The 22,493-nt window shown below is 71.3% G+C and carries 17 protein-coding genes; 8 read left to right on the forward strand and 9 right to left on the reverse strand.

What is annotated here, in order from left to right; all coding sequences use genetic code 11:
• The first annotated feature begins 138 nt into the window (after nt 1–138).
• Nucleotides 139–2,304, forward strand: coding sequence for a discoidin domain-containing protein (locus tag ACF07N_RS30590; protein WP_392119067.1), 2,166 nt, complete (start codon nt 139–141; stop codon nt 2,302–2,304).
• Between the two features lie 82 nt (nt 2,305–2,386).
• Nucleotides 2,387–3,454: a DUF1996 domain-containing protein gene (locus tag ACF07N_RS30595; RefSeq protein ID WP_392119070.1), complete on the forward strand. Its 1,068-nt coding sequence runs from the start codon at nt 2,387–2,389 to the stop codon at nt 3,452–3,454.
• Between the two features lie 33 nt (nt 3,455–3,487).
• On the opposite strand, the gene ACF07N_RS30600 is transcribed toward ACF07N_RS30595, so the two are convergent.
• Entirely contained in the window at nt 3,488–4,510 is a 1,023-nt protein-coding gene (locus ACF07N_RS30600) for a LacI family DNA-binding transcriptional regulator (RefSeq protein WP_392119073.1), read from the reverse strand.
• Between the two features lie 242 nt (nt 4,511–4,752).
• Here ACF07N_RS30600 and ACF07N_RS30605 point away from each other — a divergent pair, with 242 nt between their 5' ends.
• Nucleotides 4,753–5,139 carry a gas vesicle structural protein GvpA gene (locus ACF07N_RS30605; RefSeq protein ID WP_392119076.1) on the forward strand — a complete coding sequence of 129 codons (387 nt, stop codon included), beginning with the start codon at nt 4,753–4,755 and terminating at the stop codon, nt 5,137–5,139.
• A gap of 89 nt (nt 5,140–5,228) precedes the next feature.
• Here the strand turns inward: ACF07N_RS30605 and ACF07N_RS30610 are convergent, their stop codons facing one another.
• A complete protein-coding gene (locus ACF07N_RS30610) occupies nt 5,229–8,663 on the reverse strand; it encodes a CARDB domain-containing protein (protein ID WP_392119079.1) in 3,435 nt (1,144 codons plus the stop codon).
• Nucleotides 8,664–9,243: 580 nt separating this feature from the next.
• On the opposite strand from ACF07N_RS30610, the gene ACF07N_RS30615 reads away from it, so the two are divergent.
• Complete coding sequence (locus ACF07N_RS30615; RefSeq protein ID WP_392119081.1) at nt 9,244–10,437, forward strand: serine hydrolase domain-containing protein; 1,194 nt, start codon at nt 9,244–9,246, stop codon at nt 10,435–10,437.
• Between the two features lie 109 nt (nt 10,438–10,546).
• On the opposite strand, the gene ACF07N_RS30620 is transcribed toward ACF07N_RS30615, so the two are convergent.
• The 3 genes from ACF07N_RS30620 to ACF07N_RS30630 form a co-directional block, all read right to left on the reverse strand.
• On the reverse strand, nt 10,547–11,248 hold the full coding sequence (locus ACF07N_RS30620; RefSeq protein ID WP_392119084.1) for a class I SAM-dependent methyltransferase: 702 nt from the start codon (nt 11,246–11,248) through the stop codon (nt 10,547–10,549).
• A gap of 242 nt (nt 11,249–11,490) precedes the next feature.
• On the reverse strand, nt 11,491–12,096 hold the full coding sequence (locus ACF07N_RS30625; RefSeq protein ID WP_392119087.1) for a lytic polysaccharide monooxygenase: 606 nt from the start codon (nt 12,094–12,096) through the stop codon (nt 11,491–11,493).
• Nucleotides 12,097–12,313: 217 nt separating this feature from the next.
• Complete coding sequence (locus ACF07N_RS30630; protein WP_392119090.1) at nt 12,314–13,042, reverse strand: SDR family oxidoreductase; 729 nt, start codon at nt 13,040–13,042, stop codon at nt 12,314–12,316.
• A gap of 76 nt (nt 13,043–13,118) precedes the next feature.
• Here ACF07N_RS30630 and ACF07N_RS30635 point away from each other — a divergent pair, with 76 nt between their 5' ends.
• The 3 genes from ACF07N_RS30635 (at nt 13,119) to ACF07N_RS30645 (ending at nt 15,399) form a co-directional block, all read left to right on the forward strand.
• Nucleotides 13,119–13,496 (forward strand): MerR family transcriptional regulator, encoded by a 378-nt coding sequence (locus ACF07N_RS30635; protein ID WP_383326434.1) that lies wholly within the window; start codon nt 13,119–13,121, stop codon nt 13,494–13,496.
• A gap of 111 nt (nt 13,497–13,607) precedes the next feature.
• Nucleotides 13,608–14,183 (forward strand): hypothetical protein, encoded by a 576-nt coding sequence (locus ACF07N_RS30640; protein WP_392119093.1) that lies wholly within the window; start codon nt 13,608–13,610, stop codon nt 14,181–14,183.
• A 217-nt stretch (nt 14,184–14,400) separates the two neighbouring features.
• Entirely contained in the window at nt 14,401–15,399 is a 999-nt protein-coding gene (locus ACF07N_RS30645) for a YdcF family protein (RefSeq protein WP_392119096.1), read from the forward strand.
• A 47-nt stretch (nt 15,400–15,446) separates the two neighbouring features.
• Here the strand turns inward: ACF07N_RS30645 and ACF07N_RS30650 are convergent, their stop codons facing one another.
• The 4 genes from ACF07N_RS30650 to ACF07N_RS30665 form a co-directional block, all read right to left on the reverse strand.
• Nucleotides 15,447–16,322 carry a geranyl diphosphate 2-C-methyltransferase gene (locus ACF07N_RS30650; protein ID WP_392119099.1) on the reverse strand — a complete coding sequence of 292 codons (876 nt, stop codon included), beginning with the start codon at nt 16,320–16,322 and terminating at the stop codon, nt 15,447–15,449.
• 14 nt (nt 16,323–16,336) lie between these two features.
• Nucleotides 16,337–17,680: a family 2 encapsulin nanocompartment cargo protein terpene cyclase gene (locus tag ACF07N_RS30655; protein WP_392119102.1), complete on the reverse strand. Its 1,344-nt coding sequence runs from the start codon at nt 17,678–17,680 to the stop codon at nt 16,337–16,339.
• Nucleotides 17,681–17,781: 101 nt separating this feature from the next.
• The gene (locus ACF07N_RS30660) at nt 17,782–19,200 is read right to left on the reverse strand and encodes a family 2B encapsulin nanocompartment shell protein (RefSeq protein ID WP_392119105.1); all 1,419 of its coding nucleotides are present in this window, start codon (nt 19,198–19,200) and stop codon (nt 17,782–17,784) included.
• 373 nt (nt 19,201–19,573) lie between these two features.
• On the reverse strand, nt 19,574–21,850 hold the full coding sequence (locus ACF07N_RS30665) for a catalase (protein ID WP_392119108.1): 2,277 nt from the start codon (nt 21,848–21,850) through the stop codon (nt 19,574–19,576).
• Here ACF07N_RS30665 and ACF07N_RS30670 point away from each other — a divergent pair.
• The gene (locus ACF07N_RS30670) at nt 21,831–22,448 is read left to right on the forward strand and encodes an SAV_915 family protein (RefSeq protein WP_392119521.1); all 618 of its coding nucleotides are present in this window, start codon (nt 21,831–21,833) and stop codon (nt 22,446–22,448) included. The two genes, ACF07N_RS30665 and ACF07N_RS30670, sit on opposite strands and share 20 nt — an antisense overlap.
• Nucleotides 22,449–22,493 lie beyond the last annotated feature (45 nt).

The following is a 22,493-nucleotide window of genomic DNA, read 5'->3' on the forward strand; positions in this document are numbered from 1 at the left end:
CCACCCCTGATCGGGCCGTCCGCCGGCCACGCGTCCCCTCCGGGCCGGAGGACATCCCCGCGCCCCGGCCCGGAGGGCCCTCACCGGTGCTGCCACAGTGCCGGCCCGTTGGCTCTCCCCACCCCGCCAGGAGCAGACGTGTCCCCCTCACCCCCGTACCCCGGACCAGCCGCCCGGCGCGCCGTCCCCCTGCTCGCCCTCGGCGCACTCGTGGCGTCGTCGCTCACCCTCGCGTCCCCGCCCGCCCAGGCCGCGGAGACCCTGCTCTCCCAGGGCAGACCCGCCACCGCCTCCTCCCAGGAAGGGGACGGTTTCGCTCCCTCGGCGGCCGTCGACGGCAACCTGACCGGCACCCGCTGGGCCAGCCGGTGGAGCGACCCGCAGTGGTTGCAGGTCGACCTCGGGCAGCGGTCCGATCTCAGCCGTGCCGTACTGACCTGGGAAGGCGCGTACGGCAGGAGCTACCAGATCCAGGCATCCGACGACGGCTCGGACTGGCGGACGCTGAAGACCATGACGGGAGGCGACGGCGGCACGGACGAACTCGCCGTCACCGGCTCCGGCCGCTACGTCCGCATGCTGGGCACCGAGCGCTCCGGCGGCTACGGCTACTCCCTCTGGGAGTTCCAGGTGTACGGCTCCACGGACGGCACACCGCCCGCCACGGGAGCGGTCGAGGTCACCGGCTCCCAGGGGAACTGGCACCTGACCGTCGGCGGGCAGCCGTACACCGTCAAGGGCCTGACCTGGGGCCCCGCCATCGCCGACGCCCCGAAGTACCTGCCCGACGTGAAGTCCATGGGCGTCAACACCATCCGCACCTGGGGCACCGACGGCGGCACCAAGCCGCTGCTGGACAGTGCCGCCGCGAACGGCCTCAAGGTCGTCAACGGCTTCTGGCTGCAGCCCGGCGGCGGCCCCGGCTCCGGCGGCTGCGTGAACTACGTCACCGACACCACCTACAAGAACACCATGCTCACCGAGTTCACCCAGTGGGTCGAGGCGTACAGGAACCACCCCGCGACGCTCATGTGGAACGTCGGCAACGAGTCGGTCCTGGGCCTGCAGAACTGCTACAGCGGAGCGGAGCTGGAGGCACAGCGCAACGCCTACACCGGCTTCGTCAACGACGTCGCGAAGAAGATCCACAGCATCGACCCCGACCACCCCGTCACCTCCACCGACGCCTGGACGGGCGCCTGGCCGTACTACCGGCGCAACGCGCCCGACCTCGACCTGTACTCGATGAACTCCTACGGCGACATCTGCGGAGTGCGCCAGGCCTGGGAGGAGGGCGGCTACACCAAGCCGTACCTCATCACGGAGGGCGGACCGGCGGGGGAGTGGGAGGTACCGGACGACGCCAACGGCATCCCCGACGAGCCGACCGACGCGCAGAAGGCCGAGGGCTACACCAAGGCCTGGAACTGCGTCACCGGCCACCGGGGCGTCGCCCTCGGCGCCACCCTCTTCCACTACGGCACCGAACACGACTTCGGCGGCGTCTGGTTCAACCTCCTGCCCGACGGGCTGAAGCGGCTCTCCTACTACGCCGTGAAGCGGGCCTACACCGGAACGGCCGGCACCGACAACACCCCGCCCGTCATCTCCGCCATGGCCGTCAGCCCGGCCTCGTCCGCCCCGGCGGGCGGTGAGTTCACCGTCCGCGCGGACGTGCGCGATCCCGACGGCGACCCGGTCACCCACAGGATCTTCCTCAGCGGCAACTACGCCAACGGCGACAAGCGTCTCGTCGAGGCCTCCTGGCGGTCCACCGGCAACGGCACGTTCGCCGTGACGGCTCCCGAGAAGCTCGGCGTGTGGAAGGTGTACCTCCAGGCCGAGGACGGCCGCGGCAACGCCGGCATCGAGACGAAGTCGGTCAAGGTCGTCGCCCCACCGGTCTCCGGCACGAACGTGGCGCTGAACAAGCCCACCACCGCCTCCTCCTTCCAGCCCTCCTACGGCGACTGCCCGTGCGAGCCCGCCAAGGCGACGGACGGGCGGCCCGACACGCGCTGGGCCAGCGACTGGAGCGACCCGCAGTGGATCCGGGTCGACCTCGGCACAGCCACGCCCGTCCGCAGGCTCCAGCTCGTCTGGGACCCCGCCTACGCCAAGTCCTACGAGGTCCAGGTCTCCGACAACGGTACCGCCTGGCGCACGATCCACTCCACGACCACCGGCAACGGCGACATCGACACCATCGACGTGGCGGCCACCGCCCGGCACGTACGACTGCACCTGACGGCGCGTGGCACCGGCTGGGGCTACTCGCTGCACGAGTTCGGCATCTACAGCTGACGGCGGCGGAGGGCGCCCGGCGTCGCCCTCCGCACCACCGCGGCTGCCACCACACCGGCACCTCGGCGGGCAAGGAGGCCCCATGAGACCACGCTCGAAACTCCCCGCACTGCTGCTCGGCACCGCACTCCTCGCCGGCGTCCTAGGCGTCGGCACCGTCGCCACGGCGGCGGACCCCGGCGCCCCTGCCGCCGGGCACACCGGGCACACCACGGCGGTGTCGACCCGGGCGTCCGCCGACGACCCCGACGGCGACGGATACATACCGGCAGTACCCCAGGTCACCGGCGTGACCCCGTCCACCGCGACCCCGCCGCCGCGCTACCACAAGGAGTTCCAGGCCAACTGCTCCGTCACGCACACCGCGCCGGACGACCCGATCATCTACCCGGGACAGCCCGGCAGGTCCCACGACCACACCTTCATGGGCAACACCACGACGAACGCGGGCAGTACCACGGCGAGCCTCTACGGCGGGAACACCACCTGCAACGCACCGGCCGACGCCTCCGCGTACTGGATGCCCTCCCTGTACAACGGGGACAAGAAAATCCTCCCCGTGGGCCCGCAGGTCATCTACTACAAGTCGGGCATCACCGACTACACCAGCGTGCGGCCGTTCCCCCGAGGGCTGCGGTACGTCGTCGGTGACCCCCTGCAGAGCGCCCAGCAGTTCCGCGCCCACAAGGGCTTCGTCGAGGGCTGGGAGTGCGGGGACAGCTTCTTCAACGTCGACTTCCCCGCCACCTGCCCGAGCCGTCCCGACGTGCAGCTCAACATCCGCTTCCAGGCGCCCAGTTGCTGGGACGGCAAGTACCTCGACACCCCCGACCACAAGAGCCACATGGCCTACCCGGTCGTGAAACCCGGCACGAACGACAATATGTGCCCGGCCTCCCACCCGGTCGCCCTGCCGATGATCGAGTTCAAGATGGCCTTCCCGGTGAACGGCGACATGAGCCAGGTCCGCCTGGCCAGCGGCCGCGGGTACTCCTTCCACTACGACTTCTTCAACGCCTGGGAGGAGCGGACCCTCAAGGCCCTGGTCGACCACTGCATCGTCGGCGGCCTCCAGTGCGACACCCGCGGCTACGACCAGAACCACCCCGAGCGCGGAGCGGTGCTGAACGCAGACCACCGTCTGCCCTGACCCGCCCGGGGAACCGGGGCGCGGGCGCGACGCTCAGGCGGAATCGCGTACGACCAGCTCCGGTGCGAAGACCAGGGTGCGGGGCGCTGCGCTGATGCCCCGCACCTGTTCGTCCAGCATCCTGGCCATGGCCGCCGCCATGTCCTCCACCGGCTGGCGCACGGTGGTCAGCGGCGGCCGGCAGGTCACGGCGACGCTCGAGTCGTCGAACCCGACCACGGCCACGTCCTCCGGTATGCGCCTGCCCTGCTCCCTCAGCACGCGGCAGGCGCCCTGGGCCATCAGGTCGTTGGCCGCGAACACGCCGTCCAGCGCCGGGTGGTCGCGCAGCAGCGCGGCCATGGCCGCCGCGCCGCTGTCCAGGCTGAAGGAGCCCTGGGCGGCGGGCACGGCCTCGTGGCCCGCGCGAGCCAGGGCGTCACGGAAACCGGCGAGGCGGGCCCGGCCCGCCCTGACCTCCGGCCCGGTGCGGATCGTGACCATGCGGCCGCAACCGCGGGCCAGGAGGTGCTCCCCGGCGAGTCGCCCTCCCGCGTAGTGGTCGAGATCGACCCAGCTGACCGGTGTCTCACGGGCGGGACGCGCGAACAGCACCGTGGGGACACGCGCGGACAGGAGCAGGTCCGGCAGAGGGTCGTCCGGCTGGACGGAGACGACCAGGGCGCCGTCCGCACTGCCCTGCCGCAGATAGCCGACCACCTGGTGCCTGGCCGGCTCCGACTCGGCGAACAGCAGCACCGGCTGCATGGCGCGGGCCCGGAGATACCCCATGACGCCGTGGACGACCCGGCCGAAGAACGGGTCGGCGAACACGCGGCCGGCGAAGGCGTCGCCCGCGCCGGAGATGATCAGGGCCACGCTTCCGGTGGGATGCCGCGTGACCAGGGCCCGCGCCGCGCGGTTCGGCGTGTAGCCGGTCCGTTCGATCGCGCTGCGGACCAGCTCCTGGATGCCGGGATCGACGTTGCGCACGCCGTTGACGACCCGCGACACGGTGGCGCGGGAGACCCCCGCCTCGCGCGCGACGTCCTCAAGCGTGGGGGCCTGCCGGTTCATGGGGGGACTCTAACCGGGGCATTCCGCCGGGCACAGGGCGCAAGGCACAGGGCTCAGGGAACTTGGCGCGGGGCACAGGGCGCCGGACCGCCGGCACCGCCACCTGTCCGGCCCCGAGTGTCGTACGTGCGTTTGATACGGCGCAAACGGGTCATCCGCATGCCAAGCCTGCCTCCGAGGCGGGCGGAGCCGACGACAGGCCATGCCGTCACAGACGACGCGTGCGACGAGGGGTGAACGCGATGACCGTCGCGACACAGCAGGGAGGCGGAGGCGGTTCCAGCGGCCTCTACGACGTTCTGGAGCTCATCCTCGACCGCGGGCTGGTGATCGACGCGTTCGTGCGGGTCTCCCTCGTCGGCATCGAGATCCTGAAGATCGACATACGGATCGTGGTGGCCAGCGTGGACACCTACCTGCGCTTCGCCGAGGCGTGCAACCGTCTCGACCTGGAGGCCGGGCCGCGCAAGCCCGCCGGGCTCACGGAACTCACCGGGAAGATCACCGAGTCCGGCGCCCGGGGCAAGACCAAGGGCGCCCTGTCCGGTGCGGCGGAGACGATCGCCGATGCCTTCCAGCAAGCCCGTGACGAGGGCCGGGACCGCCGGAGCGAGCGGCGCCGCGCGTAGGGCCGGGGCCCGCGATCCGGCACGCCGGAGCGACGGTCGCCGGACAGGTGTGCCTCCGGCCCCGGTCGTGAGGGCCGGAGGCTCCTGCCTCAGCGCCGCGTGCGGGCCGCGGACGCCCCGCTGGGCGTGCCGGTGATGGTGAACTGAGAGCCCGGCTCTATCAGTACGCTCCCTTCGGCCGAGTCGCTGATCGTCACGTTCGTCAGGGTGGCGCTGCCCCGGGCCCCGCTCATCGCGAGGATCCCGGAGCCGTTGCGGGAACCGTCGATCCGGACATCGGTGATCTTCACGCCCGGCATCGCACCGCCGCCCGTCTTGAACTGGATGCCGTCGTACGTCGAGTCGAGGATCTCGGTGTCGCGGACGGTCACCCCCGGGATGTCCTGTCCCTGCGCGAAGAGGGTGATGGCGCCGAACTCCTGCGCCTCGTTCCAGAACGCGCCGCCGGTGCGGTGCAGGGCGTTGCCGGAGATGAGGGTCTGCCCGGAGAACGGCAGGGGGTCGTGGTCGGTGGCGAGCATGATGCCGGGGTAGTTCATCGTGTCGGCGATGACGTTGTTCTCGATCGTGTTGCCGTAACCGCCGTACACCGCCACGCCGTTGGCCCGCCACGGCAGCTGGATCGTGTTGTTGCGGAAGTGGTTGTCGTGGCCGATGTCCACCGAGGTGTCCTTCACGTACTTGCTCGACCAGACGGCGAGCGCGTCGTCGCCGGTGTTGCGGAACGAGGAGTTGTACACGGTGGAGTCGCGGGTGCCGTTGGCGAAGTTGATGCCGTCGGCGTAGGTGTTGCGGATCCGGACGCCGGTGAACTCCAGCCCGTCGCCGGGACCCCACAGCTCAGGGATGTCGGAGTAGTCACGGCCGGCCCACACGCCGACGTTGGCGTGCTCGATCCACACGTTCGTGATCTTCGTGCCCTTGCCGAAGCGGCCGTTGAGCCCCACGCCGCCCTCGGCGTTGCCGTCCCCGCCGCGGATGGTGCCCGAGCCGAAGATGGCGATGTCGGAGATCTGGGTGTTGTGGTCGATGTCGAAGCCGAAGTTGCCCTCGTGGGGGTGGTTGATCCCGCCGGCCTGGTGCGGCGGGGTGAGCGTGTAGAGCTGGGAGTGCCACATGCCCGCACCCCGGATCGTCACGTCCCTGATGCCGACCTGGTTGAACTGGCCGCGGTTCAGCGGGTCGTCGGTCAGGATCTTCTGTTCCTGGCGCCACTGGCCGGCCGGGATCCACACGCAGGAGATCTGCCCGTTCTGGTCGGCGGTGACCGCCCGTTGCAGAGCGTCGGTGTCGTCGAGTCCGTCGTTCGGGACGGCCCCGTACTCGGTGATCGAGGTGCAGGCGGCCGGCTTGTCCGCCGGGGGCGCGACCTGCTCCAGGTCCACCAGGTCGATGACGTGGAACGCGGCGGTGTCACCGGCGTCCCGCTGCAGACGGAACCTGGTGCCGGCCGGGTAGGTCTGCGTCAGCAGGGCGTGCGACTCGTCGAAGAGCCGCCGGGCGTCTGCGCCGGGGGTGTTGGTGAGGCCTTCCGGATCGTCGGTGCTCCCGTACAGCCAGCTGTGCTTCGACGACAGCGTGAGCTTCCGTACGAAGGTGCCGTCGGCGTACAGGCTGATGGTGGCGTCCGCGCCGCCGCCGCGCGCCGCGTCCGGGACCGAGTTGCGCACCACGAGGGAGTTGGACGGCGCGGTCGAGGTGACTTCGACGAACTCCCCGGGCGCGTCGAGCCGGACGGACTCGCGGCCCGAGGACTCGGTGGCGAAGTTGGTGTGCCCGAAGGTCCGTTTGGCGTCGGCGGTGAGCAGCGTGCCCTGGTAGCGGCCGTCCTCGGCCTCCAGTTCCGTGTAGGGGACGGCGGCACCTCGCCCGACCACCAGGGATCTGGTGAGCACGTTGTTGTTCTCGTTGGTCTCGTCGACGACTCCGGTGGCGTCGGTGGTCGCGGCGAGCGTGACACCGCCGCTGGTCGCCCGCCACGTTCCGTCGATCGGCACGTTCACGGTGGCTCCGGCCGCCACCTGAGGGGTGGTCCCGTCGAGGGTGGTGGAGTCGGCCTGCAGCCGGGTGACGGAGCCGGCGGCCGCCGCGGTGGTGCCGCGGTTGTGCACGGCCACACTGAAGGAGACGGATGAACCGGCGGCCGGATGGGCCGGGTTGGTGGTGATGCCCCGGACTTCGAGGTCGGGGCCCGGGGCACGGGTGACGACCAGGCGGGTCGCGGCGGTGTGGCTGTTGTTGCTGTCGTCGAGTTCGGCGACCGTGCCGCGCGGGTCGACCGCGGCGGAGACGGAGTAGTCGCCGGCCGGGCGGGTGCCCGCGGCGACGGCCACGGTGGTGGACGCGCCCGGGTCGAGCGCGGGGACGTTCCCGCTGCCGGCGACCGTGCCCTCCAGACTGGCCTCGACGGTGGTGGCGGCCGAGCGGGCCGTGCCGGCGTTGCGGACGGTGGCGTGCACGCTCACCGCGTCCCGCTCGGACGGTGCGGAGGGCGTCCAGTCCAGGCCGGTGACGGTGAGGTCCGGTGCGGGCGCGGCGGTTCCGACGACCTGGAGCTCGGCCGCCTGGCCGCCGGGGGCACCGGTGTTGGAGAAGAAGCGCAGCCGTACGTCGGACGCGCGGCCGGTGACCGGGATGGTCACCGAGTTGCCGTCACGGGACGGACTGAAGGCGTAGTCGGCGCGTTCCTTCAGCGACGTGAAGCTGCTCGCGGCATGCTCACGGCCCAGCACCTGGATGCCCTGGGTGCGCGGCCCCCAGACCTGGTCCGGGTTGAGCTTGACCACCACCGCTTCGAGGTCGGCGTCGGCTCCCAGCTTCACGGTGAGATCGGCGGGGTGACCGGCCGCCTCCCAGTACGTCGAAGTGGAGTCGTCCGTGGCGTTGGCGGCGACGAACTGGTGGACCGACGAGGTGGCTTCGACCGGCTTGTTGCGGGCGAGGTTGGTGCCGGCGGGCGGCGGGATGGTCCCACCGTCGTCGCCGTGCACCTCCAGCTCGGAGAGCTGGGCGGCGTTCCAGCCGGTGTTCCCGGTGATGTGGACACGGACATAGCGCGCCTCGGCGGGGGAGGCGAGGTCGACCGGGACGGTGTTCGCGCGGGCGGGGTCGAAGGTCCGGTCCGTGGAGGCCGACAGCGTGCGGAAGCCGGTGCCGTCGGTACTGCCCTGCAACGACAGCGTCTGTCTGCGGCTCTCCCAGGCCGCGGGCAGTTTGAGCACGACCCGGTCGACCGTCCGGGTCGCTCCGAGGTCGATCTGCACCCACTGCGGGAACGAGCCGGCCGGCCCCTCCCAGTAGGACGCCTGGACGCCGTCGGTGACGTTCACGGCGGTGTACGGGCCGTTCGAGCCGCCCGCGGTGGCCGGACGGCCGAGGGCGAGATTGACGTCGGCTGCCGCCCCGGTCCGTCCGGTTGCGGCATGGGCGTGCGACGAGAAGGCCATCGGTATCAGCCCGGTGGCCGCGAGCGCGGCTGTGACGGCACCGGTCACCGACCGGCGGCCGAAGGGTCTCCATCTCATGGCGGTCCTCAGTTCCGTGGGGATGCGGAGCGCGACAGGCCCGGAGAGGTGCGGAGGAGCCGGTGTCCGTTGCGTATCGCGCAGGGCTTGTACGCAAATTCAGCTGATCAGTCGATTTCTTGCAGAAACCTCGCCCACAGAGTTCTAGGGGACCTTTGCTTTGTCAACGGCTGCGGAATGGGAGGGTGTTCGCACGCAAGCAGCTTGCGCAGCTTACGGATCCTTACGGTGCTCTCGGTCGGTTGCGGGGGGCGCGCCGAACAGCAGGAACGCGACCACGGGGCCGTGCCGCACGCGTCCCAGCGTGACATTTGGCGCTGTTTCTCTGCAACTCCCTGACCAGTCAACGCAAGTAGCGGCTCACGCGTGTGCAGGTACAGCAAAACACTGTCCCCGGCAAGCACGCCGTGGGCGCCGTGCCGAGGGAGCGGCAGGGGCATCGCGGGCCGTGCCGCACCTGTGGCAGGTTAGGCAGCCGTCGCCGACGTGCGGGCGGGCGCCGCAACCCAGCATGGGAGAACGGCGCTTGGCGCACGCGTGCGCCGGCGTCACCCCCACAGACCATCGCAGAGAGACGTGCATGCGAATCAAGAGAGCAACGACCGTACTGATCGGGGCGACCATGGTGGCGGTGTCCGCCACCCCCGCCTTCGCCTCCACCCCCGCCCTCGCCGCACCGGACACCGAGGCCTTGCGCGCGGTGCAGCAGAAGGCCGTCTCCTTGGGTGCGCCCGGTGCGCTGACCCGTGTCGACGACAGCGGGCGGAGCTACCGCGTCGTGACCGGCGTCGCCGACACCGGCGAGCAGACCCGTATGGACACCGGACGCCGTTTCCGCGTCGGGAGCGTGAGCAAGACCTTCACCGCTGTGGTGATCATGCAGCTGGTCGCCGACGGCCGCATCGACCTGGACGCCCCGGCCAACCTCTACCTGCCGAAGCCCCTGCCGAGCGACGCGATCACCGTGCGGCACCTGCTCAGCCACCGCAGCGGCCTGTACGACTACAGCAACGACATGTTCGCGCAGACGGTCCCCGGCTTCGAGGCCGTCAGGAACAAGGTCTTCACCTACCAGGAGCTCATCGACCTCTCCACCGCCCGCCCGCTCAACAACGCGCCCGGCGCGGCCTACAGCTACTCCAACACCAACTTCGTCGTCCTCGGCCAGATGATCGAGCACATCACCGGCACGTCCGTGGGCGCCAACTTCCAGGAGCGCATCTTCACGCCGCTGGGTCTGCGCAACACCTTCTACGTGCACCCGCGCACCACCCTGCCCGGCTCGTACGCGCGGGGCTACCTGCGCCAGGACGACACCACCCTGCCGCTGGTCGACTCCACCGAACAGACGGTCTCCTGGGCGCAGTCGGCCGGAGCCGTGATCTCCAACGCCGAGGACCTCAACCGCTACACCACGGCGCTGGTGAAGGGTGAACTGGTCCGCGAGGACCTGCTGGAGGAGATGATGCGGATGACCCCGGTCACCTCGGACGGCACGCAGATGTACGGACTGGGCCTGCGGGCGCGCAAGCTGTCCTGCGGCGTCACCGTCTACGGTCACACGGGGACCGTCCAGGGCTACTACACGTATGCGTTCACCACCCACGACGGCTCGCGCAGCATGACGTCATTGGCCAACACCTCCAACAACGGCGCGGTCAACAGCGCGCTGGGCGGCACCCTGGAGGCCGCGTTCTGCGGCGCCCAGCCCGCCGCCGCGGCCGTCAAGGACTCCTCCACCGGTTACGGCCCGCAGGCACCGGCCGTCGACTGATCCGGCCGTCGGTCACCCCCGCGCACCGCAGCGGCCCGCCCGCCTTCGGACGGCCGGGCCGCTGTCGGGTCGGGCCCACCCGAGGCCCGCCCCGTGAGAGGCCGCGTCGTCATGAGGGGAAGCGGGCGCTCACCAGCAGCGTCGCGGCGCTGCGCGGTCCACGGCCGGTGGCCGGCAGCGTGCTGACCGTGATCGTGGCGAACCCGGCCGCATCGAGGGCCTTCGCCCAGACGGGGCCTTGCAGCACCCAGCGGTGCAGCGTGGCCTCCTCCCCGTCCGGGGTCCTCGCGCGGACAGCGGCGGGTGCCACGTCGGCTCGGGCGCCGGCCCCGGTCAGGTAGTGGGCGAGGGTGGAGAACACCAGCCGCCCGCCCGGTCGCAGCGCCGAGGCGGCCGCCGGCAGCAGCGCGCGCGGGTCGGTGAAGTCCACGGCACCGAAGACGCTGTAGAGCACGTCGTACGTGGCGGGCCGGGCGTGCAGGTGACGCACGACGTCGGCGTGCACGAGGCGCAGGCGGGGGGAGAGGTGCCCGTACAGGTCCGCGGCCATGGCGTGCTGGGCGGGCGAAGCGTCCACGGCGACGATCCGGGCGGGCCGGTGACGGGTCGCCAGGTGAGCGGCGTGCCGAGCCGCGCCGGCGCCGAGGTCGGCCACGCGCGTTCCCGTCAGGTCGCCCAGGACTTCCGGGCCGGGCCCGCCGTCCTGGCCCCACGTCCAGGAGAAGGTGCCGGGCACGTCGCGGTCGGTCAGGGCGCGCATACGGCCGTAGTGGTGCCAGAGGTCTTCGGTTCCGGACGTCACCCGCCCCATCCTGGCGGCTGGGCGAGCAGCACGTGGCGCTCCGCGCGATGCCGGTGGCCCGGTCGGGCCGGTGCCGGGAAACGAACCACTCTTCCATGGGCGACTGGGTGCCCCGCGCTCTCGGGGAACGCCGGGAGCCCCGTCGGGGCGGAGTGACCACATGGGTCCCCTGCCCCGACGGGGCTCGATCGGTCGGGCGGCGGATCACCGGCGCCCGACGGGGGTCGGTGCCGTGTGCGGTGCTCGTCGGCTCAGCCGAAGTTCACGTCGCTGCACCACATGTAGGCCTGGTCGAGGTGCGAGGCCTGCCAGATCACGAACAGGATGTGGTGTCCGGTGTAGCCGGAGGTGTTGACGTTGAACCTGATGTCCTGCGCCGGGGCGAAGCGTCCGGTCTGCGTGATGAAGTCCAGGTTGCCCCAGCCCAGGGTCTGGGTCTTGGGGTTGAAGCCCTGCTTGCTCACGTAGACGCGGAAGTAGTCGGCGCCGTGGGACGCCTGGTCGTGCAGCTGGACCGTGAAGTTGTTGCTGACGTTGGTCGTCTTCCACGGCCCGGGCTTGTCCAGGCTGGCGTTCCTCGAGAGGTTGTTGCTGCAGAGCGTTCCGTCGGGCGTCCGCGCCTGGAACTGGCCACCGAGGCCGTCGCGCAGGGCGCTCATCCAGTTCCACATGGTGTCGGGGTTGGCCTGGAACGCCTGGTAACACATGGGGTCCTGCGTCTGCATGGCCGGGTTCGTGTGGTTGCTGCCCCACGTCTTCCAGCACTGGTACGCGCGTGTGGCGGGGTTGACGATGGTGCCGTGGGCCTGGGCGGGGGTCGACCAGCCCAGTGCGCCGACAACCACGGCGAACACCATGACGAGCGCCTGCAGAGGCCGGCGGAGGAACGACCGCGAACGTCCGGTTAACGGACTCTCTTCGGGCATGTGGGGGGACTCCTTCCAAGTGAAGGGGCTGTCATGGGAGCGCTCCCAACAGTACGACCGCTGAGTGAAATGTCAATGAAACAAACAGAGTTGAATGCAGGGGTGGCGGAGACCCGTGGGGTTCACGCCACGACGGCCCGATGGCTCCTCAGGCGGCCATCAGCGCCGCCAGCGCGCGGCCCATGGCGGCGTCGAACTCCTCCGGCGCCAGCGGCAGCCGGGACTTGACGTCACGGCTCCACTGGTCGGCGAGCACCTCGGCGGAGCCCGCCTCGACGCCGTCGAGCGCCGCGTCAGCCAGGTCCAGCGGGGCGATCTTGTCCACGGGCCAGCCCGCTGCCATGTCGGTGTCGGCCAGGCCGAGGTGTACCGCGGTGACGAGCGTGCCCTGGTCGGCCAGCTCCAGGCGGACACCGTTGGTCATGGCCCACGCGGCGGCCTTGGTCAGGTGGTAGGCGTTGGCACCCTTGCCCCCGAACCACGACATGGCGGAGAGGACGTTGACGATCGCGCCCCCGCCGCTCCGGGCGAGCCCCGGAGCGAACTCCCGGATCATGTGCAGGTGGCCGAACATGTTGGTCTCGAGCTCGTGCCGCACCGCCTCCAGCGAACCGGTCACCAGGTCGGTCCCCGTGCTGATTCCCGCGTTGTTGACGAGGAGCGAGACGTCCGGGGCGGCCTCGGCGGCGGCCCTCACGGACGCGGGATCGGTGATGTCGAGGGGGAGTACCTCGACCCCGGGCAGGTCGACGGTCTCCGGTCGGCGGGCCGTCGCGTAGACCTTGCGGGCGCCCCGTTCGAGCAGACGCTGGGCGAAGGCGCGGCCCAGGCCGCGGTTGGCACCGGTGACAAGGGCGACGGAGTGGTTGATGTCCATGGCAGGTACGCTAAAACCTGACGCCGACGTCAGGGGCAAGTGCTGCTCGGCAGGGCCAGGGGTGAAAGGACGCACCATGACTGTCACGGTGGCCGCGGGCGAGCGGCTGATCCGCATCGGCGAGGTGGCGCGAGGTGCCGGTGTCTCCGTGCGCGCCGTGCGCTACTACGAGCAGCAAGGGCTGCTCACCTCGGAGCGCAGCCCGTCCGGCCAGCGCCTGTACCGGCAGGACGCCATCACCCTGGTCCGCTTCTTCCAGCAGATGTTCGCCGCCGGCCTGACCAGTCGGAGGATCGCCGAACTCCTGCCGTGCTGGGACACCGGGCACACCGACGCCGATCAGCGAGCCATGCTGCGAGCCGAGCGCGAGCGCATCCAGGCCAAGATCGACGAACTGCAGGCCGCCGCGGACCATCTCGACGAGGTCATCGCGATCACGGACACGCATCCGTAGGCAGGCCGGCCGCATCATATTGGTCGGTGATTTCCTGCATCCTCGTGCGCCGCCGGTGAGTCCAACTGCACGTATCACCGGCACACGATGACGGGGAAGTGCGGCATGCGAATGGGTAAGCGAGCAGCGATCACCGGTGCGCTCACGGCGGCATTGCTGACGGCAGCGCCGACGGCGGTCGCCGACGACCGGGCGGGGGCGGCCACCCCGACCAGGGAGAAGGGGCACGCCGTGGCGTGCCAGGCGGAACAGAACGGGATCCAGGTCTCGCTGGAACTGTACGAGAACTCGGCCTTCGGCACGCACGTCGGCCTCTCCGCGGAAGCTGACGGACAGCAGTACGGGGGAGGCGGAGCCGTCGAGCATGGTCTGTTCGACCGTGGCGTCATCTCCGGCCAGGTGGCCTACAGCCGCCTGAAGGAGGCCGCGGCCGACGAGCGGATCGCTCACGTGCAGGGCTCGTACGAGGTGTCAGGCCCGCGGGTGCGGGTCCGGGAGACCCACACGGAGCCCTGGGGGAAGGTGGTGACCAGGGGGTGGCGGACTCCGCTGGCCGCCGAGGTGACCGTGCACATGCTGGGCAGGCAGGTGGAGCTCACCTGCGGTGAGGCGTTCGCCTTCGATCTGCGGGTCAAGCGTGTCGGAGAGCCGGGCGCCGGCGAACGGGCATCCCGGACAGGGCTGTAGCCGCGTCGGTGTGAGCCCTCGGCAGTTCGGCGATCCACCAGGGACATCGGCGGACGGCCGAGGGCGCGCGCCCGCCCGCGTTCGGCGCGGCCGTGCAGGTCTGGGAGGATGGGCGGCAGCCGTCCGTGCCGGGCCCGGAACCCGCGGGTCGCGAGAGACGGGCGGGTGAACGGGCAGCCATCCGGCGGGCCGGAGGGGAAGAGGAGCGGTGCGGCACATGCCGGAGTACCCGGAGTACCTCGCCGCGGTCGTGTTCGCCGCCGGCGGTGCCGTCACCGCCTGGCGTGCACCGCACCGGTTCTCCGCCGCTGTTCTGCTCTGCCTCGCGGTGACCTCCGCCGGACTCGGCGTGACCGTTCGCGGTGCGTCGGCCCGCCCGGCCGTCGCCACCGTCCTCACCGTCGCCGCCCTGCTCCTGGTGCTCGCGGTGGGGCTGACACTGCTCGCCGACGGTGTCCTGCTGGTCCGGCGCTACGGACCCCAGGCCGCCCTGCTGGCGACCGGGGCCGTCGGCTGCGCGGCGCTGGCGGTGCTCGGTCTCGACGCGGTCTTCCACGCGGCCGGCGGCGAGACGTTCGGTGCTCTCATGGTCGCGGTGAACGCGGCCGCGGGATACCTCACCCTGCTCTTCCTCGTTTTCGCCGGCTACGCGTTCGTCTGGGGCCGCGGTACCCCGCCGCCGGAGACCACCCATGTCGTCGTGCTGGGTGCCGGGCTCGACGGCGACCGGCCCGGCCCGCTGCTGACCCGCAGGCTGGAGCGCGCCCTCGCGATCGACGCCGCCCGCGCGCCGGACACGCCTGGTGTGGTCTTCGTCGTCTCGGGCGGCCAGGGCGAGGACGAGGTCTGCTCCGAGGCCGACGCGATGGCCGACTATCTGCGCGGACGCGGAGTGCCCGCCGACCGGATCATCAGGGAGGACCGCTCCGTCAACACCGGCCAGAATCTCCGCTTCAGCGCGGCCCTCGTGGACGACGCGACTCCCGGCCACTGCGCCACGGTCGTCACCAGCGGCTTCCACGTCTACCGCACGACCCTGCTGGCCCGCCGCGTCGGCGTGCGCGTGCACGTCGTGGGCGCGGCGACCTCCCCCGCTTACTGGCTGGCCGCGACGCTGCGTGAGTTCGCTGCCGTCCTGTGGCTGGACCGCCTGCCGCTGGTCGGACTCAGCCTGCTGCTGGCGGTGCCGGTGGCGACGGCGGTCTTCCAGCACTGAAGCGCCGGCCACCGCCCGGCGGCGGCCGACGCCTCGGCGCGACCGGTTCAGACGCGGTCGGCGGCGATCAGGACGTACTGGAAGGACCCGTCGCGGTAGGACTCGATGAACGCCTTCTCGATCCCCGTCACCAGCGACGACGTGGCCCGCAGCTCCCAGTAGGGCAGCGTGTCGGGCGTGAGGTCGATGACGGTCTGCGGCACGAGCCGGTTGTCGGCCATGGCGCGCAGGTACTCGCGACGCGAGTGGATGTTGCACTCGAAGTGGGCGTTGATCTGCGACACCCACTTCGACGGCTGCCCGTAGCGGGGGTTCCAGCAACCGGTGATCGTCACGTACCGGCCACCCACCTTCAGAAACCGGGAGTGCTCGGCGAACAGGTCGTGCAGGTCCACGTACATGGTCGACTCGTTGTTCCACGAGGCGGTGACGCTGCCCTTGTCGAAGGGCGTGTCGAGCATGTTGCACACCCGTGAGCGGACGTGGTCCTCGATGCGCAGTTCCCGCGCGCGCTGGTTGCCGAAGTCGGCCTGCGTGGCGGACAGGGTGACACCCTCGACCTTGCAGCCGAAGCGACGGTGGGCCATCACCATGGACCCCCCGCGCCCGCAGCCGGCGTCGACGAGAGTGTCGCCGGGCTGGACGTCGCCGAGGTGGTCGAGGAGGAACTCCGCCTGCGCGGACTCCAGCCGGTGCAGCTCCGCGATGAGCCTCTTCTCGTACGCGCTGTCGGCCGGGTCGCCGAGGGCGCTGTGGTCCACGGCGCCGATGCCGTAGTGGTGGTGGTAGAGCCCGTCCACGTCACCCAGGCGCAGGTTGACCGGCCGCGCCTCGTTGTTCCAGTACCGTGCGATGTCCCTCTGGTACGGCGTCGCCGGGGCCGGGATCCTGGCGGTGGTGGTGGAGGTCGTTTCAGTGGTCACAGAGAGATCCGTTCTTACCAGAAGTCGGGCAGGCTGTAGCGGTAGGTGTTGGTGCGGTGCCAGTCGTGGTTGCCGTCGACCCAGGCGGCCACGCCCCTGAGGAAACGCAGCACGGTGGGCACGGGGCAGGCCTTGGCGAGGTCGGCCGCGGCGGCCTCGAAGGCGTGCATGAGTTCGTTGTGGACCTCGACGGCCTTCAGGTAGGCGTCGCGGTCGGAGAGCTTCTCGCGTTCCGCGATCACCACCGGCAGGTTCAGGTGCCGGCCCGGGCTGTTGAGTTCCTTGGTGTACGAGTAGAGGTCGTTGACGATGGTGGTGGCGTTCCCGGCGAGGGCGATCACCCGCTGCATGTCGGGCCGGGCGTGCAGGTCGGCGGGCAGTTCGTAGCCGCCGACGGTGTCCGTGATCGTCGGGCAGGGGCGGAAGTTGTTGAACTGGCGCATCGCCAGGTACTCCCACACCTCGGGCACGTGGTCCGTCTGTGCCCAGGCCGCCTCGGCGAGGTAACCCATGTGCAGCCGCGCCATGTCGTGCCGGTAGCGGTCGGCCTGTGAGGGCGTGGCCGCGCCGACGAAGTAGTCCATCGCGCTGCGGTAGGCCCGGCGCGGGGCGTCCGAGGTGAGGGATTCCTGCCACGCCGGGGCGTACTCCCCGGTGGTGTGGAGGTGGTCGAGCGCGGTGTGCGCGAGGAGGATGCGCCCGCCGAGACCCACGGGTGAGCCGCCGTGGTCCTCGCAGTAGCAGTCGTCCAGGGCGTTCTCCGCGACCATCAGCCGGGTGGCGAGCATCAGATGGTCGACCGTCGGGGCGTCGGGGTGGCAGCCGACCATGTAGCGCCCGACGGAGAACCCGTCGAACTGGCCCTCCCATTCCTCGGGATAGAGCTGTACCTCCTCCTCCGCCCAGCGTTTGATCCGGCGGCTGACCTCCTCCACGCGTACCGGGTCGGGCTCCGGGACGGGATGGTGGTAGAGACCGGGGACGGCGCGCCCCTCGCCGGCGGGGGCGGCTGCCGGGAGCACCGGATCCGGGACCACGGACGCGTTCGTGAGGACCGGGGAGAGGCTGTGTGTGCCCCGTCCGGTCGGTCCGCGCAGGATCCGCTGGAGGGCGGAATCCCACTCGGGCGCGTCAGGCGTGCGCACAGGGGCGTCCGCCGACGGCTTCGACGGGGCGGGGATCCCGACGGGCGGATGCAGCGCCGCCAGGAAGTCGGAGGCGGAGGAGCGGGCCGGGTGGCCGGGAGCCGTCGCCGTGGTGTCCGCCCCGACCGCGGGTGCGGGGGTGGGCGCCGCGGGGGCGGGCGCCGCCGGCCGTTGTGGGTGAGGAGGTGGTCCGAGGGATTCGGGGTCGGGCATCGGCGGCTCCTTGGTGCCGGTGGCGTGGGGCGTGGATGACGGGGGGCGTGACGGGGGCGTGACGGGGGGCGCCCGTGGTGACCTCACCGCGGTCCGGGACCTCAGTGCGGCCTGGGGGCGATCTGCACGTTCTCCAGCACGCCCAGGGCGTCGGGCAGGAGCACCGCCGCGGAGTAGTAGGTGCTGACGAGGTAGGAGATGACCGCCTGCTCGTTGATGCCCGTGAACCGCACGGACAGGCCCGGCTCGTACTCGTCGGGCAGTCCGGTCCGCCGCAGGCCGATGACCCCCTGGTTCTCCTCCCCGGTGCGCATCGCGATGATGGAGCTGGTCTGCTCCTTGCTGATCGGGATCTTGTTGCACGGCAGGATGGGCACCCCGCGCCACGCGGGAACCGACTGCCCGCCGAGGTCGACGTGGTCGGGGTAGAGACCGCAGTCGTTGAAGCCGCGCCCGATGGCGGCGATGGTCCTGGGGTGGGCGAGGAAGAGCTTGGTGCCGCGCCGGCGGCACAGCAGATCGTCCATGTCGTCCGGGGTCGGCGGGCCGGAGCGGGGCTGGATGCGCTGCTTGAAGTCGGCGTTGTGCAGCAGCCCGAAGTCGCGGTTGTTGACCAGCTCGTACTCCTGGCGCTCACGCAAGGCCTCGACGGTCAGCCTGAGTTGCTCCTCCGTCTGGTTCATCGGGCCGTTGTAGAGGTCCGCGACCCTGGTGTGGATCCTCAGCACCGTCTGCGCGACGGAGAGTTCGAACTCGCGGGGCGCCGGCTCGTAGTCGACGAAGGTGCCCGGCAGGTCGACCTCGCCGACGTGGCCGGCCGACAGGGCGATCTCCGCCTCGCCGTGCTTGTTCTGCCGCTGCCGCCCGCGGGAGACGAACTCCTCGGTGTGGCTCCGCAGGTGCGGTGCGGAGGCCTGGACGGCGGCGAAGTCGGCTCGGGAGAGCGTGAGCAGGGTGCCGGCGGTCTGCGCGGTGTACGTGCTGTCGTGGCGGGCGTCGGCGTCGAGCAGGACGGCGCTGGCACCGAAGTGCTCGCCGTCAGCGAGCACCGCGAGGGCCGTGTCGGCGCCGTACGGGCCCTCGGAGGTCTGACTGACCCGGCCGTGGGCGATCAGGTGGATCCGGTCGGCGGGGCTGCCGCGCTCGGCGAGGACGTCACCCGCCGCGAAGTCGTGCTGTGCGCAGCGATCCGCCAGGGCGGTGAGAACGTCGGTGTCGTCGAACCCGCGCAGCAGGGCCAGTTCGCCGAGTTCCCGCGGAATCACCCGGACGGTGGCGCCTTCCTGCACGAACTCGATGCGCCCGTCGCCGACCGTGTGGCGCAGCCGCCGGTTGACCCGGTAGGCGCCTCCCTCGGTCTCGACCCAGGGCAGCATCCGCAGCAGCCACCGGGAGGTGATCTCCTGCATCTGCGGGACGGACTTGGTGGTGGTGGCGAGGTTGCGGGCGGCGGCGGTACTCAGGGACTGCTGTTGCGTCCCGGAGGTGATCCGGGTTTCCGGACTGCTGTCGACGGTCATCGAGAGGAGCTTCTCCTTGCACGACGGGGCGTCCGGCCCACACGGGTGCGCGACCGGGAGACAGGGAGGAGTGGGCAATGAGCGGGCGGGACGACCAGGTTCCGTCCACCCGCAGCAAGCTAGCCGCTGAAGGGCCCACATCCACCGGGGAGACCAGCTGCTTACCTCGAAGCAGTGACAATCCGTCGAGGGCGGTTTAGCGGATCGTGAGGTGAGAACGCCCTGTCTTCACCGGCCCCGGACGGCCGATGACGCGCCCGGGCACCCGTCCGTGCCGGCCTTGCCTTCCCGTCGTGCGGGGATCCGGCCGTCGACGCCGGACGGGGGAGTGGAGCGGCTGCGGCGGACCTCCCCGCTCCACCCCCCCGCTGCCTCAGACCGTCGTGCCGAAGCGTTCCCACACGCGGTGCGTGGCCATCAGTTCGCGCAGCCGCTCCAGCACGGACGTGCCGTTCTGCCCGACCACGACGCCGGGCGCGTCGACGGGAATCCCCAGCGCCTCCAGTGCCGCTTCGCCGCCCGCCCAGGTGCCGATCGCCTTGCCGTGGCGGAACGCCTCGGCCAGCAGCAGGCCCACCCTCGGATCGACGGCGCCCGGGCGCCCGGAGGGCAGCGCCTTGGCGTCACGCGAACCGTGCGCGTCGCCGCCCGCCGCGGGTGCCCCGGCCACGAGCAGGGCGTCGAACTCGACGGACCGCGCGGTCACGAACGTCCGCTGCACGGTCAGCGCGTCGTCGCCCGCCCCCAGGATGCCGCCCGTGGGGGCGACGACCAGGGGCACCATGCCCGCGCCGAGCACCGCCTCGCGTACGGCGCGCACGCCGTCCAGGTCTCCGTCGGGGCCGGTGACGATGCCGATGAGGCGGCCGTCGGTGGGCCAGGTCTGCCCGACCTGGGACAGGGCGGGGCTGGGGGCGACATCGGCCGGCGGCACGGTCGGCTCGGGGGCCGGCAGGCCGAGGCCCTGGGCGACGCCGGCGCACAACTCGGCGTCGATGTTGGCCAGTACTTGCAGCGCCCGCTCCTTGACGGCCTGCTCGTAGCACTTGCCGAGCTCGAAGGTGTAGGCGCCGATGATGTGCTCCCGCTCCACCGGGCTCATGCTCAGCCAGAACCGGCGGGGCTGGCTGAAGTGGTCGGAGAACGACTCGGAGGCCGCCCGCACCTTCGTCGCCTCCGGCACCCGAACCGGTGTCTCGACATACGCCCCGTTGTCGGCTCCGGCGAGGAACGGGCAGCCGCCGTCGAGCGAGTTGGGGCGGTACGGGGCGACGCCGCGGTGCACCGCGTCCTGGTGGAAGCCGTCCCGCTGCATGTCGTTGACCGGCGCGTGCGGCCGGTTGATCGGGATCTGCGCGAAGTTGGGGCCGGCCAGCCGCGTGATCTGGGTGTCCAGGTAGGAGAACAACCGGCCGGCGAGCAGCGGGTCGTCCGTGATGTCGATGCCGGGCACGAGGTGCCCGACGTGGAAGGCGACCTGCTCCGTCTCGGCGAAGTAGTTCGACGGGTTGCGGTTGAGGGTCAGCAGCCCGATCGGCTGCACGGGGGCGAGTTCCTCGGGTACGAGGTTGGTCGCGTCGAGCAGGTCGATGCCCTCGAAGGTCTGGTCGGGCGTGTCCGGGAACGTCTGGATGCCCAGTTCCCACTCCGGGTACGCGCCCGCCTCGATGGCGTCGGCGAGGTCGCGGCGGTGGAAGTCGGGGTCGACACCGCCCGCGAGCTGCGCCTCCTCCCACACCAGGGAGTGCACCCCGAGCTTCGGCTTCCAGTGGAACTTCACCAGCGTCGTGGAGCCGTCGGCCGCCACCAGGCGGAACGTGTGGACGCCGAAGCCCTCCATCATCCGGTAGGAGCGCGGGATGCCCCGGTCCGACATGTTCCACAGGGTGTGGTGGGTGGCCTCCGTGTGCAGGGTGACGAAGTCCCAGAAGGTGTCGTGCGCGCTCTGCGCCTGCGGGATCTCACGGTCCGGGTGCGGCTTGGCGGCATGGATGATGTCCGGGAACTTGATGGCGTCCTGGACGAAGAAGACCGGCATGTTGTTGCCGACCAGGTCGAAGACGCCCTCCTCGGTGTAGAACTTCGTCGCGAACCCGCGGGTGTCGCGCACGGTGTCGGCGGAGCCCCGGGACCCCAGCACCGTCGAGAAGCGCACGAACACCGGGGTCTCCGCGCCCGGTGCCAGGAACGCCGCCTTCGTCACACCGGCCGCGGTGCCGTAGCTCTTGAAGACCCCGTGCGCGGCCGCGCCGCGGGCGTGCACGACGCGCTCCGGGATGCGCTCGTGGTCGAAGTGCATGACCTTCTCGCGCAGGTGGTGGTCCTGCAGCAGCACCGGTCCGCGCGGGCCTGCCTTGAGCGAGTGGTCGGTGTCGTACAGCCGGGTGCCCTGCGCGGTCGTCAGGTAGGCGCCGGACTGGGCCATGCGGGCCTGGGCGGCGCCGGTCGCCTGCCCGGTGGGCGACATCGTGTCGGGTCCGCTCTGGTCCAGCTTGGGCGGCAGCGGCTCGCGCGGCTCCACCGGTTCCGCGACGCTCGGGGATTCCGGGGCCGGCTTGCCGGGGACGCCCTCCTCGGGGCCGCCGCCGGTGCCCTGGATGGCTTCGGTGACCTTGTCCGCCGCCCGCTTGATGGGGTTGGGCTGGCTCATCGCTATCGTTCCTCTGCTTCCGACCGGCCACGACCTGCGCGGCCAGGTGGGTGGGGGGCTGCGTGATCCGGCGCCGGGTACCCGGTTGCGGCAGACGAATCCCAGGTCGGCGGTGCGGCGCCCATGGGCCCGCACCGGTCCGGCGGCCGGCTCGGTCGAGATCCTTGCGCGACGCGACGCGACGCGACGAGATGGCCGTCCCTGCCTCGACATCGGGGTGGACGGAGCCGAGCACCCGCCGCGCCGGCAGGCCGTCAAGGCCACCGGGAGCGGCGTCAGCGTCCGTCAGAGACATGCCGCAGCAGGAAGAGCCGGTCCAGACGTCGTCGCTGAGCCCCGGTTCGCCTCCCCGCGTCCGGGGCCTGCCAACACGCCCCTCGGAGTCCGTACGGCTGCCGGCTTCACCTCCGAACGCCGGCTGACCGACACACTCGGCCCGCACCGGCAGTGGATCCGGCTCCCCGCACCGGCCCTCCGCGCACTGACCGCCCCGCTCGGCATCACCACCGTCACGGTGGACCCGCTCCTCCTCGCCCCGGCTCCCACGCCGGTCGCCACCCCCGCACCGGCACACACCGTCGCGCTGCAGACGACCTGACAAGGAGCCGCCACGACGGCACGCTGCACGAAAGCGCCACCACGA

Origin of the sequence: Streptomyces sp. NPDC015242 (assembly GCF_043079125.1) — a bacterium.
Classification (GTDB): domain Bacteria; phylum Actinomycetota; class Actinomycetes; order Streptomycetales; family Streptomycetaceae; genus Streptomyces.

Excerpts from the sequence above, each read along its gene's own strand:
- ACF07N_RS30595 (WP_392119070.1), top strand. The coding sequence starts at position 2,387 with ATGAGACCACGCTCGAAACTCCCCGCACTGCTGCTCGGCACCGCACTC.
- ACF07N_RS30600 (WP_392119073.1), bottom strand. The coding sequence starts at position 4,510 with ATGAACCGGCAGGCCCCCACGCTTGAGGACGTCGCGCGCGAGGCGGGG.
- ACF07N_RS30605 (WP_392119076.1), top strand. The coding sequence starts at position 4,753 with ATGACCGTCGCGACACAGCAGGGAGGCGGAGGCGGTTCCAGCGGCCTC.
- ACF07N_RS30610 (WP_392119079.1), bottom strand. The coding sequence starts at position 8,663 with ATGAGATGGAGACCCTTCGGCCGCCGGTCGGTGACCGGTGCCGTCACA.
- ACF07N_RS30615 (WP_392119081.1), top strand. The coding sequence starts at position 9,244 with ATGCGAATCAAGAGAGCAACGACCGTACTGATCGGGGCGACCATGGTG.
- ACF07N_RS30620 (WP_392119084.1), bottom strand. The coding sequence starts at position 11,248 with ATGGGGCGGGTGACGTCCGGAACCGAAGACCTCTGGCACCACTACGGC.
- ACF07N_RS30625 (WP_392119087.1), bottom strand. The coding sequence starts at position 12,096 with ATGGTGTTCGCCGTGGTTGTCGGCGCACTGGGCTGGTCGACCCCCGCC.
- ACF07N_RS30630 (WP_392119090.1), bottom strand. The coding sequence starts at position 13,042 with ATGGACATCAACCACTCCGTCGCCCTTGTCACCGGTGCCAACCGCGGC.
- ACF07N_RS30635 (WP_383326434.1), top strand. The coding sequence starts at position 13,119 with ATGACTGTCACGGTGGCCGCGGGCGAGCGGCTGATCCGCATCGGCGAG.
- ACF07N_RS30640 (WP_392119093.1), top strand. The coding sequence starts at position 13,608 with ATGGGTAAGCGAGCAGCGATCACCGGTGCGCTCACGGCGGCATTGCTG.
- ACF07N_RS30645 (WP_392119096.1), top strand. The coding sequence starts at position 14,401 with ATGCCGGAGTACCCGGAGTACCTCGCCGCGGTCGTGTTCGCCGCCGGC.
- ACF07N_RS30655 (WP_392119102.1), bottom strand. The coding sequence starts at position 17,680 with ATGCCCGACCCCGAATCCCTCGGACCACCTCCTCACCCACAACGGCCG.
- ACF07N_RS30660 (WP_392119105.1), bottom strand. The coding sequence starts at position 19,200 with ATGACCGTCGACAGCAGTCCGGAAACCCGGATCACCTCCGGGACGCAA.
- ACF07N_RS30670 (WP_392119521.1), top strand. The coding sequence starts at position 21,831 with ATGGGGTTGGGCTGGCTCATCGCTATCGTTCCTCTGCTTCCGACCGGC.
- ACF07N_RS30665 (WP_392119108.1), bottom strand. The coding sequence starts at position 21,850 with ATGAGCCAGCCCAACCCCATCAAGCGGGCGGCGGACAAGGTCACCGAA.